The organism is Pseudomonas sp. DW-iso3 (assembly GCF_058725305.1).
The window spans coordinates 337,521-352,649 of record NZ_JBZXDZ010000006.1 but is presented as its reverse complement, the minus strand read 5'-3'; the positions used below and the strand labels follow the sequence as shown (position 1 = coordinate 352,649).

The window sequence follows — 15,129 nt, the reverse complement described above, 5'->3', positions numbered from 1 at the left end:
TCTATGCCTACCCTGCGCACGTTCCTCGCCACTGCCCTGCTGGGCCTGACACTTTGTGTCGGCACCGTTCACGCGGCCGACCCGCCCAGCGCCGACGCCATCCAGCAAACCCTGGACAAGTTGCCCGACCGCAAGCTGCCCGACGCCGACATGAAGGCCCTTCAGACCATCCTGCAGCAGACCCTGACGTACCTGGGCAACAAGCAGGATTACGAGCAGCGCCTGGTCGACCTCAAACGCCAGCTGGAAGACGCGCCGCGCCAGACCGCTGATAACCAGCGCGAACTGACCCGGCTCAAGGCCACCAAAATCGTCCCGGTCGCCCAGCGCTACGCCACTTTGCCGGTGCCGCAGCTTGAGCAGTTGCTGGTGCAGCGCACCACCCAGCAAGGCGACCTGCAAAAAGAACTGGCCGACGCCAACAGCCTGTCCATTGCCGCCCAGACCCGCCCCGAGCGCGCCCAGACCGAGATCAGCAGCAGCCAGACGCGCATCCTGCAGATCAATTCGATCCTCAAGGCCGGCAAAGACAACGGCAAAACCCTCAGCGGCGACCAGCGCAACCAGCTCAACGCCGAACTCGCGGCCCTTAGCGCGCTGATCCCCCTGCGCCGCCAGGAACTGGCCGGCAACAGCCAACTGCAAGACCTGGGCAACAGCCAGCACGACCTAGTGATGGAGAAAACCGCGCGCCTGGAACAAGAGATCCAGGACCTGCAGACCCTGATCAACCAGAAGCGCCTGGCCCAGTCCCAACAAACGGTGACCCAACAGTCCATCGAAGCGCAAAAGGCCGGCGGCAGCAGTCTGCTGGCCACCGAGAGCGCAGCCAACCTGAAGCTGTCCGATTACCTGCTCAAAAGTACTGACCGCCTCAACGACCTGACCCAGAAGAACCTGAAAACCAAGCAGCAACTCGACACCGTGACCCAGAGCGACTCGGCCCTGGACGAGCAGATCAACGTGCTCAAGGGCAGCCTGCTGCTGTCCAAGATCCTCTATAAACAGAAACAGGCCTTGCCGCGCCTGACGGTAGACCGCGACCTGGCGGACGACATTGCCAACATTCGCCTGTACCAGTTCGAGGTCAACCAGCAACGTGAACTGATCAGCTCTCCCAGCGCCTATGTGGATAACTTGCTGGCCAACCAGTCGCCGGAAGACGTCACCCCGCAGTTGCGCCGCACCTTGCTGGAACTGGCGATCACCCGCAGCGACCTGCTGGAGCGCCTGAGCCGCGAGCTGAGCGCGCTGCTCAACGAATCCATCACGCTGCAACTGAACCAGAAACAACTGCTCAGCACCGCCACTACCCTGCGGGCGACGCTGGATGAGCAGATGTTCTGGATCCCCAGCAACAAGCCGCTGGACACCGAATGGCTGGAAACGGTCCCGGCGCACCTGAGCAAGCAAGTCGCCACCTTGCCCTGGGCTTCCAGCGTCAGCGAACTGTATGACGGCCTGACCCAGCGCCCGCTGCTGTTCCTGCCCCTGCTGCTGTTGATTGGTGCCCTGCTGTGGCGCCGTAAAAACCTGTATCAGCGCCTGAACAAGGTGCACCTGGACATCGGCCACTTCAAACGTGACAGCCAGTGGCACACGCCACAGGCCATCCTGATCAATATCCTGCTGGCGATGCCGGTGTCCCTGGGTTTGGCGCTGTGCGGCTACGCGTTGCAGATCGACGCTCGTGGGCAAAACGCCAACCTCGGCTCGGCCCTGCTGCAGATCGCCCAGGCCTGGCTGGTGTTCTATACCGCTTATCGCATCCTGGCGCCGGGCGGCGTGGCCGAACTGCACTTCCGCTGGGAAAAGCCCCAGGTCGAATTCCTGCAAGGTTGGGTGCGCAAGCTCGGGTTAGTGGTGCTGGCGCTGGTGGCCGTGGTGGCCATCGCTGAACACCAACCGGCGGCGCTCGCCGACGACGTGCTGGGTATCGGCGTGGTACTGACCTGCTACGCGCTGATGGCCTGGCTGCTCGGCCGCCTGTTGCTCAACAGCCCCACTCATGAAAAGGCTTCGCTGTTTCGCAAGGCCGTGGGCCTGTTGTTTACCGCGCTGCCGGTCGCGCTGTTTATCGCCGTGTGCTTTGGCTACTACTACACCGCGCTCAAGCTCAGCGATCGCCTGATCAACACCCTGTACCTGCTGATGTTCTGGCTGGTGATCGAAGCCACCTTCGTTCGCGGCCTGGGCGTTGCCGCCCGGCGCCTGGCCTACGCGCGCGCCCTGGCCAAACGCCAAGCCGCCAAGGAAGCCGGCGACGGCGAAGCGGTGATCGAAGAACCGACCCTGGACATCGAACAGGTCAACGAACAGTCCATGCGCCTGATCCGCCTGGCCTTGCTCGGCGGCTTCATCGCGGCGTTGTACTGGGTGTGGTCGGACCTGATCTCGGTATTTTCGTATCTGGATAACGTCACGCTGTACGAATACACCAGCGGTACCGGCGCCAATATCAGCATGGTCCCCATCAGCATCGGCGACTTGCTCGGCGCCTTGATCATTATCGGCATCACCTTCGCGCTGGCGCGCAACCTGCCCGGCCTGCTCGAAGTCCTGGTGCTGTCCAAGCTGGACCTGGCCCAGGGCAGCGCCTATGCGACGACTACGTTGCTGTCGTATGTGATTGCCGGCGTCGGTTTCGTCTCCACCCTGTCCACCCTCGGCGTGAGCTGGGACAAGTTGCAATGGTTGGTGGCGGCGCTGTCGGTGGGGTTGGGCTTCGGCATGCAGGAGATTTTCGCCAACTTCATTTCCGGCATCATGATCCTGTTCGAGCGCCCGGTGCGGATCGGCGACACCATCACCATCGGCAACCTGTCGGGCACGGTGAGCAAGATCCGCATCCGCGCCACTACGATCACTGACTTTGATCGCAAGGACATCATTGTCCCGAACAAGACCTTCATTACCGGGCAACTGATCAACTGGTCGCTGACCGACACCATCACCCGCGTCACGTTGAAGCTGGGTGTGGACTACGGCTCCGACCTGGACCGCGTGAAGGAACTGCTGCTCAAGGCCGCCCGCGACAACCCACGGGTACTCAAGGAGCCGGAGCCCCATGTGTACTTCCTCAACTTCGGCGAAAGCACCCTCGACCACGAACTGCGCATGCACGTGCGCGACCTCGGCGACCGTAACCCGGTGATCGACGAAGTGAACCGCTTTATCAATCGCGAGTTCAAGAAAGAGCACATCAACATCTCGTTCCGCCAGATGGAGGTCTACCTCAAGAACCTCCACGGCCAGGAATACAAATTGGTGGAGGTCGACACCCCGGCCAAGCCCGCCAACGACGGCGGTGTGCAGGAACCGCCGCCGAGCAAACTCGACTAACGCCGTTATCCCCAGCAGAATGCTCGGACATTCTGCTGGAGATGGCCGGTGAAAGCCCTCGACGAACTGACCTTCGACAACCGCTTCGCACGCCTGGGCGACGCGTTCTCGACCCACGTATTGCCTGAGCCCCTCGACGCACCGCGCCTGGTCGTGGCGAGCACGGCCGCCATGGCCCTGCTCGATCTTGATCCCGCCGTTGCCGAAACACCGGTGTTCGCCGAGCTGTTCGGCGGCCACACGCTGTGGGCCGAGGCCGAACCGCGGGCGATGGTCTATTCCGGGCATCAGTTCGGTGGCTACACCCCGCAACTGGGCGATGGCCGCGGGTTGTTGCTGGGCGAGGCGTACAACGAGGCCGGCGAGCACTGGGACCTACATCTGAAGGGCGCCGGGATGACGCCTTACTCACGGATGGGCGATGGGCGCGCGGTATTGCGCTCGTCCATCCGCGAGTTCCTGGCCTCCGAAGCACTGCACGCGCTGGGCATCCCCAGCAGCCGTGCGCTGTGCGTGATCGGCTCCGACACCCCCGTGTGGCGCGAGAAGCAGGAGCGCGGCGCGATGGTGTTGCGCATGGCGCACAGTCATATCCGCTTCGGCCATTTCGAATACTTCTACTACACCAAAAAGCCCGAGCAGCAGGCACTCTTGGCCGAGCATGTACTGAACCTGCACTACCCCGAGTGCCGTGAACAACCTGAGCCGTACCTGGCGATGTTCCGTGAAATCGTCGAGCGCAACGCCGAACTGATCGCAAAATGGCAGGCTTATGGCTTCTGCCATGGCGTGATGAACACCGACAACATGTCGATCCTGGGCATCACGTTCGACTTCGGGCCGTTTGCGTTCCTGGATGACTTTGACGCGCATTTCATCTGCAACCACTCCGACCATGAAGGGCGTTACTCCTTCAGCAACCAAGTGCCGATTGGGCAGTGGAACCTCAGTGCATTGGCACAGGCGTTGACGCCGTTTATCAGCGTCGATGCTTTGAAAGAAGCGCTGGGCTTGTACCTGCCGCTGTATCAGGCCAATTACCTGGATTTGATGCGCCGCCGCTTGGGGCTGACCACCGCCGAAGACGATGACCAGAAGCTGGTGGAGCGCTTGTTGCAACTGATGCAGAACAGCGGCGTGGATTACACCCTGTTCTTCCGCCGCCTGGGGGATGAATCGGCGGCGCTGGCGGTGACGCGACTGCGCGATGACTTTGTCGACCTGGCCGGGTTTGATGCCTGGGCTGAGCAGTACAAGGCCCGTGTTGTGCGGGATGGGGAATATAGCCAAGAGCAACGCCGTGAGCGGATGCACGCAGTGAACCCGCTGTACATCCTGCGCAACTACCTCGCGCAGAACGCCATCACTGCAGCCGAGTCAGGGGATTACAGCGAAGTCCGGCGGCTGCACGAGGTGCTGTCCAAGCCGTTTGAGGAGCAAGCGGGGATGGAGCAATACGCACAGCGGCCGCCGGATTGGGGCAAACACCTGGAAATCAGCTGTTCCTCATAGGCGCTGTAGTGGGCGGGCTTGTCTTGCGCGGTTCGGGGCTGCATTTACCTTGATAAATGTCAGCGTCGGCTCCAAATTGGACTTATTGGCCATACCCTAGGAGCCCTCCCGATGTCCGAACCGCTTGTAATCCCCTGCCCCCATTGCAACGGCCTTAACCGCATCCCCGGCGAACGCCTGAGTGACGCGCCCAAATGCGGGCGCTGCAAGCAGCCGGTGTTGTTGAGCAAGCCTTTCGAACTGAAACAGGGCGACTACGCCAGCCAGATTAAGGGCGACCTGCCGTTGCTGGTGGATGTGTGGGCCGACTGGTGCGGGCCGTGCAAGTCGTTCGCGCCGGTGTTTGAGCAGGCGGCCGGACAGTTGCAGGGCAAGTGCCGATTGGCCAAGCTCGACAGCGAGGCCAATCAGCAGCTGTCGGCGCAGTTGGGGATTCGCTCGATTCCCAGTTTGATTCTGTTCAAGAACGGCCGCGAAGTGGCGCGTCAGAGCGGGGCGTTTCCGTTGCCGCAGTTGATGAACTGGTTGCGTAGCCAGGGCGTGTAACGCGGTCAAATGTGGGAGCGGGCTTGCCTGCGATGGCAGTGTTGAATTCACTACAGCTATCGCAGGCAAGCCAGCTCCCACATGGACCGTGTTTCAGCCTCAGGTTAGTGGGGCTTCGCGGTCCATCATCTAGCCGACCAGCATTACGCCGAGTTCGCTTAATTGGTGAATGGCCAAGGCCACGTCGCGGTGTTCGCCGCTGAGGTCGTTGGACAGGTTGAGCAACAAGGTGCGGACGGAGGAGAAGGTTTCGTAGCTGTTGAGGACGAGGGTTTCGGTGGGGAGGTTGGGCGCCACATTGAAAAGACGAATAGACATGCATTTGTTCCCTGATAGGGCCACCACCTTTTCGCTACTAAACGAAGGGCGGTAGCTGTACGCAGGTTAGTAGACCGGGGAACAAAGCAAAGACCGGCGCACCCGAAAGTGCCCTGCGCACAGCCACCATCATATAGGCGATATGCCGCCATGCTTTGGGAGCGGTGTAACTGCTTTGGTCGGTTGGGCTACTAAACCCGATCACTGAACATTCAGCGACCCGGGAACCTTAGAGACGCCCACCCAGACGCACAAGCCGGGCGATTCTGGCTTACCTGTAGGCAACGTTACAAGGCACAACCCCTATTGCCAGACCCGTCCTACAGCCCCCGTGGGAAAAATCCAACTCCAGCTGCAGGAATGCGATACACATGTGGGAGCGGGCTTGCTCGCGAATGCGGTGTTTCAGTCTGTACATCTGAAACTGACACACCGCATTCGCGAGCAAGCCCGCTCCCACAAGGGTTTTGTGTTGTCGTTCAGATCACGCGTTTTCCAGCAGGTTATGCAGCTCGACAAACTGCTGCGTCAGCTTATGCCGCGGGTCCAGGTGGATCAGGGGCTTGTTCTCCTGGTGCGACTCGCGCATGCGCACCGAGCTGGCCAGGTACACCGGCAATACCGGCAGGCCCTCGGCAATCAACTCCTCCAGCATCTGCTGTGGCAGACTCGCCCGCGCCTGGAACTGGTTGACCACGATGCCTTCCACTTCTAGGCCTTCGTTATGGTCTTCCTTCAGTTCTTCAATCTCAGCCAGCAGGCCATACAGGGCTTGGCGCGAGAAGCTGTCGCAATCGAAGGGGATCAGTACACGATCAGCGGCAATCAGCGCCGAAACCGCATAAAAATTCAATGCTGGCGGGGTGTCCAGGTAAATCCGGTCGTAATCTTCGCTCAGCTCATCCAACAGCTTTCGCAGCTTGTTGATCTTGTGCTTGGCCTCGAGCTTGGGCTGCAGGTCCGCCAGTTCGGCGGTGGCGGTGATCACATGCAGGTTGTCGAAGGGCGTCTCGTAGATATCTACTCGGTTTTTCTTCGAAAAAGGCCCGGAAGACAGGGTCTGCTTGAAAAATTCGGCAATGCCCATCGGTATATCGTCGCCGGTCAGCCCAGTGAGGTACTGGGTTGAGTTGGCTTGTGCATCGAGGTCCACCAACAGGGTTCGATAGCCTTCGCTGGCGCTGACTGCCGCCAGGTTGCAGGCAATGCTGGACTTGCCAACGCCGCCTTTTTGATTGAACACCACGCGCCGCATGGAAAAACCTCCGTGTATCAATGAATGCTCGAGTGTAGAGGGCTTAAGCGAATGTTCGCTACCTCGTTCATCCATCCCCGACAAACGAACAGGAAGGGTCTGACAATCCAAATCGGCGAGGGGTAAAGGACAATCCGTAAATAATCCCAACCAAATTGTAATCAGCCGTGAACAATTTTTTACCAATATTTGCTAGAACCCCACGGCACCGGGATAATGCGCACCACTCGGCTATTGCTCCCTGTCCCGGTATTCGGGGCCAAAAGCCGCACATGGAAGCCCGCAGGGGCGGGATAACTTCTCAGTGATCACTTTCAACATCGCCCAATGGCGCGCCTGGGCCCCAGGGCTTGATAGCGTGGACGACTGGCGCGCCTGGTGCCAGGCCCCGGTGTTACTCCCTGCCAGCGATGCCTGCCCTGACGTGTCATTTTTGCCGGCCATGCAACGCCGCCGCCTGAGCCGCCTGGCGCGCATGGCCTTCAGCGTGGGCTGGCCACTGGCCGAGGGCCTGCAGGACCTGCCGTTGGTGTTTATTTCCCGACACGGCGAGACCCCGCGCACCCTCGATATTCTCAGCGATCTGGCCAACGAGCAGCCGCTGTCGCCGACCCAGTTCAGCCTGTCGGTGCACAACGCGGTGATTGGCCTGTGGTCGATCTTGCGCAATGAAACCAGCGAAATGACAGCCCTCGCGGCCGCAGGTGACGGCCTGGAGCACGGCATGCTCGAAGCGGCGGCCTTGCTCAACGAAGGCGCACCCGCGGTCTTGCTGGTCATCACCGAAGAACAGCCGCCCGAAGCCTACGCCAGCTGGATTGTGGACGTGCCGTTTCCCTATGCCCTTGGTCTGCTGCTGACGCCGGGCGACGAGTGGCAGTTGGAACTGAGCAGCGCCAGTGTCCAACTCACTCAAACCCAGTGGCCCCACGCCCTGAACCTGCTGCGCACCCTGCTCACCGAACAGGTCGCCTGCCAACATGCCTGGAAGAACCGTGTATGGAACTGGCAACGCAAGCCCTGAACGACAAACCTCGGGATGCCTATTACTGGCGCCTGTTCGCCACCGCCGCCAGCTTCGCTCTGTTCGGCTTCGGTGGCCTGTGCCTGCGTTTGCTGGTGTTCCCGTTGCTCAGTTGCCTGCCAGGGGACGCTGCAAAACACCGCAGCCGCGCCCGCCATACGATCAGTTGGCTGTTCTGGTTCTTTATCCGCCTGATGCAGCGCGCCGGCGTGCTCACCTACAGCGTCGAAGGCACGGAAAAACTCGGCCGCCCAGGCCAGATGATCATCGCCAACCACCCGTCGCTGATCGACGTGGTGTTCCTGATCGGCTTGGTGCGCCAGGCCAACTGCGTGGTCAAGCAGAGCCTGTGGCAGAACCCCTTCACCCGTGGGCCGGTGCGCGACGCGGGTTATATCAGCAACGACGGCAGTGCCGAAATGCTCGATGCGGCGGCTGATGCCCTGCGTGGCGGCCAAACCCTGATCATCTTTCCCGAAGGCACCCGCACCACACCCGGCGCAGCGCCTGCCTTTCATCGCGGCGGCGCCGCCATTGCGCTGCGCGGTGCGACAATCATCACTCCCGTGGTGATCAAGGTCAGCCCCACGACGCTGACCAAGGCCGAACCCTGGTATCGCATCCCAAAATGCCGCGTGCACTTCAGTTTGCGGGTGGGTGCCGATATAGAACCACAGGCGTTCGCAACACTGGGGCCCCCACCCCAGGCCTCACGCAAGCTCAACGATTACCTGCATCACTATTTTATTAAGGAGCTCGCCGAAGATGAGCGACCAACACCGCCTTGAGCACGACATAAAGATGCTGATCATCGAGGCCTTGGGCCTGGAAGACATCAGCGTCGACGACATCGGTAGCGAGCAAACCCTGTTCGGCGAAGGCCTCGGCCTGGATTCGGTAGACGCCCTGGAATTGGGCCTGGCGATCCAGAAAAAGTACGGCATCAAGATCGACGCCGACGCCAAGGACACCCGCAATCACTTCACCAACGTGGCCAGCCTTGCGGCGTTCGTCACGGCCAGACAGGCAGCTTGAGACCGGACCATGCAAACTCGTGACGATATTTTCAACACCTTGCGCGACGCCTTGGTGGAACTGTTTGAACTGCCGCCGGAACGCGTCACCCTTGACGCCAACCTTTACCAGGACCTGGAAATCGATAGCATCGACGCCGTCGACTTGATCGACCATATCAAGCGCCAAACCGGCAAGAAGATCGCCGCCGAAGAATTCAAGGCCGTGCGTACCGTGAACGACGTGGTTGAGGCGGTGTACCGTCTGGTCCAGCCGGCCGCATGAGCCGGCTGATCGGCCTTGGCCTGTTGTTGGCGGGGCTGCTGTACCCCTTTGCGGTGTATTACGGCACCGAACACTTCGCACCGTGGCAATTCGGGCTGCTGCTGGGCGGCCTGTGGCTGCTGCGCACGCTGACCGGTGCGCGACGCCCCGGCAGCCGCTGGATGGCGTTGGCCGTGATGGTGTTCTGCCTGTTGCTGGCCTGGTTCGACAACCCGCACCTGCTGCGCTGGTACCCGAGCCTGGTCAGCGGGTTTATGTTGGCGCTGTTCGGCCTGAGTCTCAAATACGGCCCGCCGATGGTCGAGCGCCTGGCGCGCATGACCGACCCGGTGTTGCCCGCGCAAGCCATTGTGTATACCCGCCAGGTCACCGTGGTGTGGAGTGTGTTTTTTCTGTGTAATGGCCTGCTCGCCGCCGCCCTCACCCTGTGGGCGCCGCTGAGCTGGTGGACGTTGTACAACGGCCTGATCGCCTACGGGCTGATGGGGCTGTTGTTTGCCGTGGAATGGCTGGTACGACAAAGGGTTCGAGGCCGCGTATGAATGGGTTGAAACTTGAGCACTTGCTGCTTGAGCCGCTGGAACAGCGTCCGGTCACCACCGAACCTGCAATGGATCATGCCCAGCTGTGGGCGCAGTCCTTGAGCCTGGCCGCAGGCCTGCAAGCGCGCGGCATCCAGCGCCTGGCCGTGTACCTGGAAGATGCAGGCCTGCTCGCGATTGCCCTGCTGGGCGCCTGGCGCGCCGGGGTCAGCGTGCTGCTGCCCGCCGACCTGCAACCTCAGACCCGTCAGCGCTGGGACGCCGCCGTTGACGCCTGGCTGACCGAAGCAGCTGACCTGGACGCACTGTTTCAAACACCACTGAGCCCCGCCGCCCTCGATCTGGACAGCTGCCAACTGAGCCTGTGCACCTCCGGCTCCAGCGGCGAGCCCAAGCGCATCGACAAGACACTGCGCCAGCTGGCTAATGAAGTCGAGGCACTGGAAACCCTGTGGGGCCCGGACCTAAAAGACGCGTGCATCATCGGCAGCGTTGCCACTCAACATATCTACGGCTTGCTGTTCCGAGTGCTCTGGCCGCTGTGCGCCGGGCGTACCTTTGTGCGCAAGCAACTGGCCTTCCCCGAAGATTTGCAGCGCGCCAGCCGCGAGCACACGCATTTTGCCTGGGTCGCCAGCCCGGCGCTGCTCAAGCGCATGGGCGACAACCTCGACTGGCCGGCGCTAAGCCAAGTGTCACGGGTGTTTTCCTCCGGCGGCGCACTGCCCGTGGAAGCCGCCGGCAGCCTTTATGACCGCTTGCAGCAATGGCCGACAGAGATCCTCGGCAGTTCGGAAACCGGCGGTATCGCCTGGCGCCAGGGTGCGCAGCCTTGGCAGCCGTTTGCCGACGTGCACCTGAGCCAGGATGCCGACGGCGCCCTGCGCATTGCTTCACCGTATCTGCCTGAAGGGCACATCGAACAAACCGCCGACGCTGCACGTATCCATGCCGATGGCCGCTTCGAGCTGCTGGGTCGTCTGGATCGCATCGTCAAGCTGGAAGAAAAACGCATCTCCCTGCCCATGCTGGAACACGCGCTGATGACCCACCCGTGGGTCGCGGAAACCCGCCTGGGGGTGGTGCAGGAAAACCGCGCGTCCCTTGGCGCCCTGGTGGTGCTGAGTGACGAGGGCCTGCATGCGCTGCGCAATCAGGGCCGTCGCACGCTCACGCAAACCCTGCGCCAACACTTGAGCCAACATTGCGAAGCCCTGGCACTGCCGCGGCGCTGGCGGTTACTGCGCCAGCTGCCCCTGAACAGCCAGGGCAAACTGCCCCAGGCGCAAGTCGAGGGGCTCTTGTTGGCATCACGACCGAAAGCCCCGGAAGTACTGGAGCAGGTCGAAGCCAATGGCGAATGGACCTTGCAACTGAGCGTCCCGCCAGACCTGGCCTACTTCAGCGGGCACTTCCCGGTCACCCCCGTGTTACCGGGGGTGGTGCAGGTGGAGTGGGCATTTAATCTGGGTCAGCAGTTGCTCGACTTGCCGGCAACGTTTGCCGGGATGGAAGTACTCAAGTTCCAGCAACTGGTGCGGCCAGGCGACGCTATCGAATTGCATCTGCGGTTTGATGCGCAACGCGGCAAGTTGTATTTCGCCTATCGCAACGGTGTTGCGGCCTGCTCCAGCGGTCGGATTGTGCTGGAGAGCGTCAATGCATAACCCCTGCGCCCTGATCCCGGTCTACAACCACGAAGCGGCCGTGCCCGCCGTGGTCCGCAGCCTGTTGAACAGTGGCCTGCCTTGCCTGTTGGTCGACGACGGCAGCAGCCCGGCCTGCGCAGCGGTTCTGGCGCAACTGGCGACGATCGACAACGTCACCCTACTGACCTTGCCCACCAACCAGGGCAAGGGCGGTGCAGTGATGGCCGGGTTCCGCGAAGCCGCACGCCTGGGCTTCAGCCACGCCCTGCAAGTCGACGCCGACGGCCAACACGACCTGCGCGAAGTCGAGACCTTCCTCGACACCTCGCGCCGTCACCCCGATGCCATTATCTGCGGCTACCCCGAATACGACGACAGTGTGCCCAAAGGCCGCCTGTATGCGCGCTACCTGACCCACGTGTGGGTGTGGATCAACACCTTGTCGCTGCAGATCCGCGACTCGATGTGCGGCTTTCGCGTGTACCCGCTGACACCGGTGCTGGCGCTGATGGACTCGGCCTACATCGGCACGCGCATGGACTTCGACTCCGACATTCTGGTGCGCCTGGCCTGGCGCAACCAGCCAATGCGCTGGCTGCCGACCCAGGTGCACTACCCCGCCGACGGCCTGTCGCACTTCCGGTTGTTTCGTGACAACGTGCGCATCTCAGCCATGCACACCCGGTTGTTTTTCGGCATGTTGGTGCGGGCGCCGATGATCCTGTGGCGACGGTGGCAGGCATGAGCGACAGCAGCAAACACTGGGCCGACCGCGAGGAACGTGGCAGTTATTGGCTGATGAAGCTCACCGCCTTCGCCGCCAAAGTCCTCGGCCGACGTTTGTTGAGCCCGGTGCTGTACGGCATCGTCCTGTACTTCTTCCTGTTTGGCCGCACCGCGCGCCAGAGCGCCTGGCAATACCAACAGCGCCTGGCCGACTGGAGCGGGCGCGATGAACTGCGCCCCACTCACTGGAAAGTCTTTGGTCAGTTCATGGCGTTTGCCGACTCGCTGCTCGACAAACTCGACGTGTGGAACGGCAAGCTGCGCCTGGAGCAGATCGAGATCAACGACCCGGCGCAATTGCGCGGACAACTGCGCGGCGAACGCGGGCAGATGCTGGTGGGCGCGCACCTGGGCAACTTGGAAGTGTGCCGCGCTCTTGCCGAGATTGGCGAGCAGGTCACCATGAACGTGCTGGTGCACACCAAGCACGCCGAGCAATTCAATCGCCTGCTGGGCGAAGCCGGGGCGACCCATTTGCGCCTGATCCAGGTCAGCGAGCTGGACCCGGCCACCATGCTGCTGCTCAGCCAGCGTCTGGACGACGGCGAGTGGCTGGCGATTGCCGGCGACCGCGTGCCGCTGCACGGCGGGCGCACGGTGCGCGTAGACTTCCTCGGCCATGACGCCGCCTTCCCCCAAGGCCCGTGGCTGCTGGCCGGTTTGCTCAAGTGCCCGGTAAACCTGCTGATGTGCCTCAAGCACAACAGCCGCTATCGCCTGAGCATTGAGCCTTTCGCCGACATGATCGAATGGAAACGCAATACCCGCGAGCAGATCATAGCCCTGTGGACCGCGCGCTACGCCGCGCGCCTGGGTCAGTTCTGCCTGGAAGCGCCCCAACAATGGTTCAACTTTTACCCTTTCTGGAAGACCGATGACGACGCATCTTGAGCCGGTAACCTTTGGCGAACGCGCCTTGCGCATCGAAGACGTGCTGGCCCTGGCCAACCGTCAGGCGCCGACCCAATTGCAGAGCGATGCCGCGTATCGCCAGCGCATTGCCAAGGGCGCGCAGTTCCTCGACTCGCTGCTGGACAAGGAAGGCGTGATCTACGGCGTCACCACTGGCTACGGCGACTCCTGCGTGGTGGCGGTGCCGTTGCAGCACGTCGAGGCCTTGCCCCGTCATCTGTACACCTTCCACGGGTGCGGCCTGGGCAAGTTGCTCGACGCCCAAGCCACCCGCGCCGTGCTGGCCGCGCGTTTGCAGTCGCTGTGCCACGGTGTTTCCGGTGTGCGCGTGGAGTTGCTGGAGCGCCTGCATGCGTTCCTCGAACACGACGTGCTGCCGTTGATCCCGGAAGAAGGCTCGGTGGGCGCGAGCGGTGATCTGACGCCACTGTCCTACGTGGCGGCGACCCTGTCCGGCGAACGCGAAGTGATGTTCCGTGGCGAACGCCGCCAAGCGATCGACGTGCACCGTGAGTTGGGTTGGGAACCGCTGGTCCTGCGTCCCAAGGAAGCCCTGGCGCTGATGAACGGCACCGCGGTGATGACCGGCCTGGCCTGCCTGGCCTTCGCCCGCGCCGACTACCTGCTGCAACTGGCCACGCGCATCACCGCGCTGAACGTGGTGGCGTTGCAAGGCAACCCGGAACACTTCGACGAGCGCCTGTTCGCCGCCAAGCCGCACCCGGGGCAGATGCAAGTCGCCGCGTGGTTGCGCAAGGACCTGGCGATCGATGCGCCAACCGCGCCGCTGCACCGTCTGCAGGATCGCTATTCGTTGCGCTGTGCGCCCCACGTCCTCGGCGTATTGGCCGACAGCCTGAACTGGCTGCGCTCGTTCATCGAGATCGAGCTCAATAGCGCCAACGACAACCCGATCATCGACGCCGAAGAAGAACGCGTGCTGCACGGTGGGCACTTCTACGGCGGGCATATCGCTTTCGCCATGGACAGCCTCAAGACACTGGTGGCCAACGTCGCCGACCTGCTCGACCGTCAGCTCGCGTTGCTGGTGGACGTGCGCTACAACCACGGCCTGCCGAGCAACCTCTCCGGCGCGCCGGCCGACCGCGCGATGATCAATCACGGCTTCAAGGCCGTACAGATCGGTACCAGCGCCTGGACCGCCGAGGCATTGAAAAACACCATGCCGGCCAGCGTGTTCTCGCGCTCTACCGAGTGCCACAACCAGGACAAGGTAAGCATGGGCACCATCGCCGCCCGCGATGCGATCCGCGTGCTGGAACTGACCGAACAGGTCGCCGCCGCCACGCTGCTCGCCGCCAACCAGGGCGTGTGGCTGCGGGCCCAGGCAGAGGATGCACGGCCGTTACCGCCAGCACTGGCGGCGATGCACGAAGCACTGGCCAAGGACTTCCCGCCGGTCATCGAAGACCGTGCGCTGGAAGGCGAATTGCGCCTGTGCCTGCAACGTATCGCCGAGCAACACTGGAGGCTGCATGCGTAGCCAAGGCGTGCTGCATTGCGACACTGAAATCCTCGTGCCGTTTTTTGACGTCGACACCATGAACGTCGTCTGGCACGGGCATTACGTGAAGTACCTGGAAGTCGCGCGCTGCGCGTTGCTGGACAAGATCGGCCACAACTACACGGCGATGCTCGAGTCGGGCTACGCCTGGCCGGTCATCGACATGCAACTGCGCTACGTGCGCGGCGCCGTGTTCGGCCAGACGATCAACGTGCGCGCCAGCCTGGTGGAGTGGGAGAACCGCTTGAAGGTCAATTACCTGATCACCGACCTGGCCAGCGGCGAGCGCTTGACCCGCGCCAGCACCGTGCAAGTCGCCGTAGAAATCGCCAGCCGCGAGATGCAGCTCGCCTCCCCCAAAGTCTTCACCGACACCGTAGAAAGGGCTTTGAAATGAGGTCACATGTGGGAGGGGGCTT

Annotated in this window: 15 protein-coding genes; 13 read left to right on the top strand and 2 right to left on the bottom strand. The window is 62.2% G+C overall.

Annotation, left to right across the window (positions count from 1 at the left end; all coding sequences use genetic code 11):
• Window positions 1-3: 3 nt before the first annotated feature.
• The 3 genes from mscK to trxC all read left to right on the top strand — a co-directional run bounded on the left by mscK (window position 4) and on the right by trxC (window position 5,400).
• On the top strand, window positions 4-3,342 hold the full coding sequence (gene mscK, locus AC4PS7_RS19535) for a mechanosensitive channel MscK (RefSeq protein ID WP_010213705.1): 3,339 nt from the start codon (window positions 4-6) through the stop codon (window positions 3,340-3,342).
• 48 nt (window positions 3,343-3,390) lie between these two features.
• Entirely contained in the window at window positions 3,391-4,854 is a 1,464-nt protein-coding gene (gene selO, locus AC4PS7_RS19530) for a protein adenylyltransferase SelO (protein ID WP_010213706.1), read from the top strand.
• A gap of 111 nt (window positions 4,855-4,965) precedes the next feature.
• Window positions 4,966-5,400 carry a thioredoxin TrxC gene (gene trxC / locus AC4PS7_RS19525; RefSeq protein WP_010213707.1) on the top strand — a complete coding sequence of 145 codons (435 nt, stop codon included), beginning with the start codon at window positions 4,966-4,968 and terminating at the stop codon, window positions 5,398-5,400.
• 129 nt (window positions 5,401-5,529) lie between these two features.
• Here trxC and AC4PS7_RS19520 read toward each other — a convergent pair whose 3' ends face one another.
• Entirely contained in the window at window positions 5,530-5,718 is a 189-nt protein-coding gene (locus tag AC4PS7_RS19520) for a DUF6124 family protein (protein WP_492179695.1), read from the bottom strand.
• Between the two features lie 484 nt (window positions 5,719-6,202).
• Window positions 6,203-6,973, bottom strand: coding sequence for a ParA family protein (locus tag AC4PS7_RS19515; RefSeq protein WP_010213709.1), 771 nt, complete (start codon window positions 6,971-6,973; stop codon window positions 6,203-6,205).
• 304 nt (window positions 6,974-7,277) lie between these two features.
• On the opposite strand from AC4PS7_RS19515, the gene AC4PS7_RS19510 reads away from it, so the two are divergent.
• The 10 genes from AC4PS7_RS19510 to AC4PS7_RS19465 are packed head-to-tail and all read left to right on the top strand — an operon-like array spanning window position 7,278 to window position 15,107.
• Entirely contained in the window at window positions 7,278-7,997 is a 720-nt protein-coding gene (locus AC4PS7_RS19510; protein WP_042571366.1) for a beta-ketoacyl synthase chain length factor, read from the top strand.
• Window positions 7,973-8,785 carry a lysophospholipid acyltransferase family protein gene (locus AC4PS7_RS19505; protein ID WP_010213711.1) on the top strand — a complete coding sequence of 271 codons (813 nt, stop codon included), beginning with the start codon at window positions 7,973-7,975 and terminating at the stop codon, window positions 8,783-8,785. The genes AC4PS7_RS19510 and AC4PS7_RS19505 overlap by 25 nt, the downstream gene beginning before the upstream one ends.
• A complete protein-coding gene (locus AC4PS7_RS19500; protein WP_010213712.1) occupies window positions 8,763-9,032 on the top strand; it encodes a phosphopantetheine-binding protein in 270 nt (89 codons plus the stop codon). The genes AC4PS7_RS19505 and AC4PS7_RS19500 overlap by 23 nt, the downstream gene beginning before the upstream one ends.
• Window positions 9,033-9,041: 9 nt before the next feature.
• Complete coding sequence (locus tag AC4PS7_RS19495; protein WP_003187949.1) at window positions 9,042-9,296, top strand: acyl carrier protein; 255 nt, start codon at window positions 9,042-9,044, stop codon at window positions 9,294-9,296.
• Window positions 9,293-9,838: a COG4648 family protein gene (locus AC4PS7_RS19490; protein WP_010213716.1), complete on the top strand. Its 546-nt coding sequence runs from the start codon at window positions 9,293-9,295 to the stop codon at window positions 9,836-9,838. The genes AC4PS7_RS19495 and AC4PS7_RS19490 overlap by 4 nt, the downstream gene beginning before the upstream one ends.
• On the top strand, window positions 9,835-11,505 hold the full coding sequence (locus AC4PS7_RS19485) for an acyl-CoA synthetase family protein (RefSeq protein ID WP_021493271.1): 1,671 nt from the start codon (window positions 9,835-9,837) through the stop codon (window positions 11,503-11,505). The genes AC4PS7_RS19490 and AC4PS7_RS19485 overlap by 4 nt, the downstream gene beginning before the upstream one ends.
• Window positions 11,498-12,232: a glycosyltransferase family 2 protein gene (locus AC4PS7_RS19480; protein ID WP_010213719.1), complete on the top strand. Its 735-nt coding sequence runs from the start codon at window positions 11,498-11,500 to the stop codon at window positions 12,230-12,232. Before AC4PS7_RS19485 ends, AC4PS7_RS19480 begins: the two co-directional genes overlap by 8 nt.
• Window positions 12,229-13,164, top strand: coding sequence for a lysophospholipid acyltransferase family protein (locus AC4PS7_RS19475; protein WP_010213720.1), 936 nt, complete (start codon window positions 12,229-12,231; stop codon window positions 13,162-13,164). The genes AC4PS7_RS19480 and AC4PS7_RS19475 overlap by 4 nt, the downstream gene beginning before the upstream one ends.
• On the top strand, window positions 13,148-14,689 hold the full coding sequence (locus AC4PS7_RS19470; RefSeq protein WP_010213722.1) for an HAL/PAL/TAL family ammonia-lyase: 1,542 nt from the start codon (window positions 13,148-13,150) through the stop codon (window positions 14,687-14,689). The genes AC4PS7_RS19475 and AC4PS7_RS19470 overlap by 17 nt, the downstream gene beginning before the upstream one ends.
• Entirely contained in the window at window positions 14,682-15,107 is a 426-nt protein-coding gene (locus AC4PS7_RS19465) for an acyl-CoA thioesterase (protein ID WP_021493273.1), read from the top strand. Before AC4PS7_RS19470 ends, AC4PS7_RS19465 begins: the two co-directional genes overlap by 8 nt.
• Window positions 15,108-15,129 lie beyond the last annotated feature (22 nt).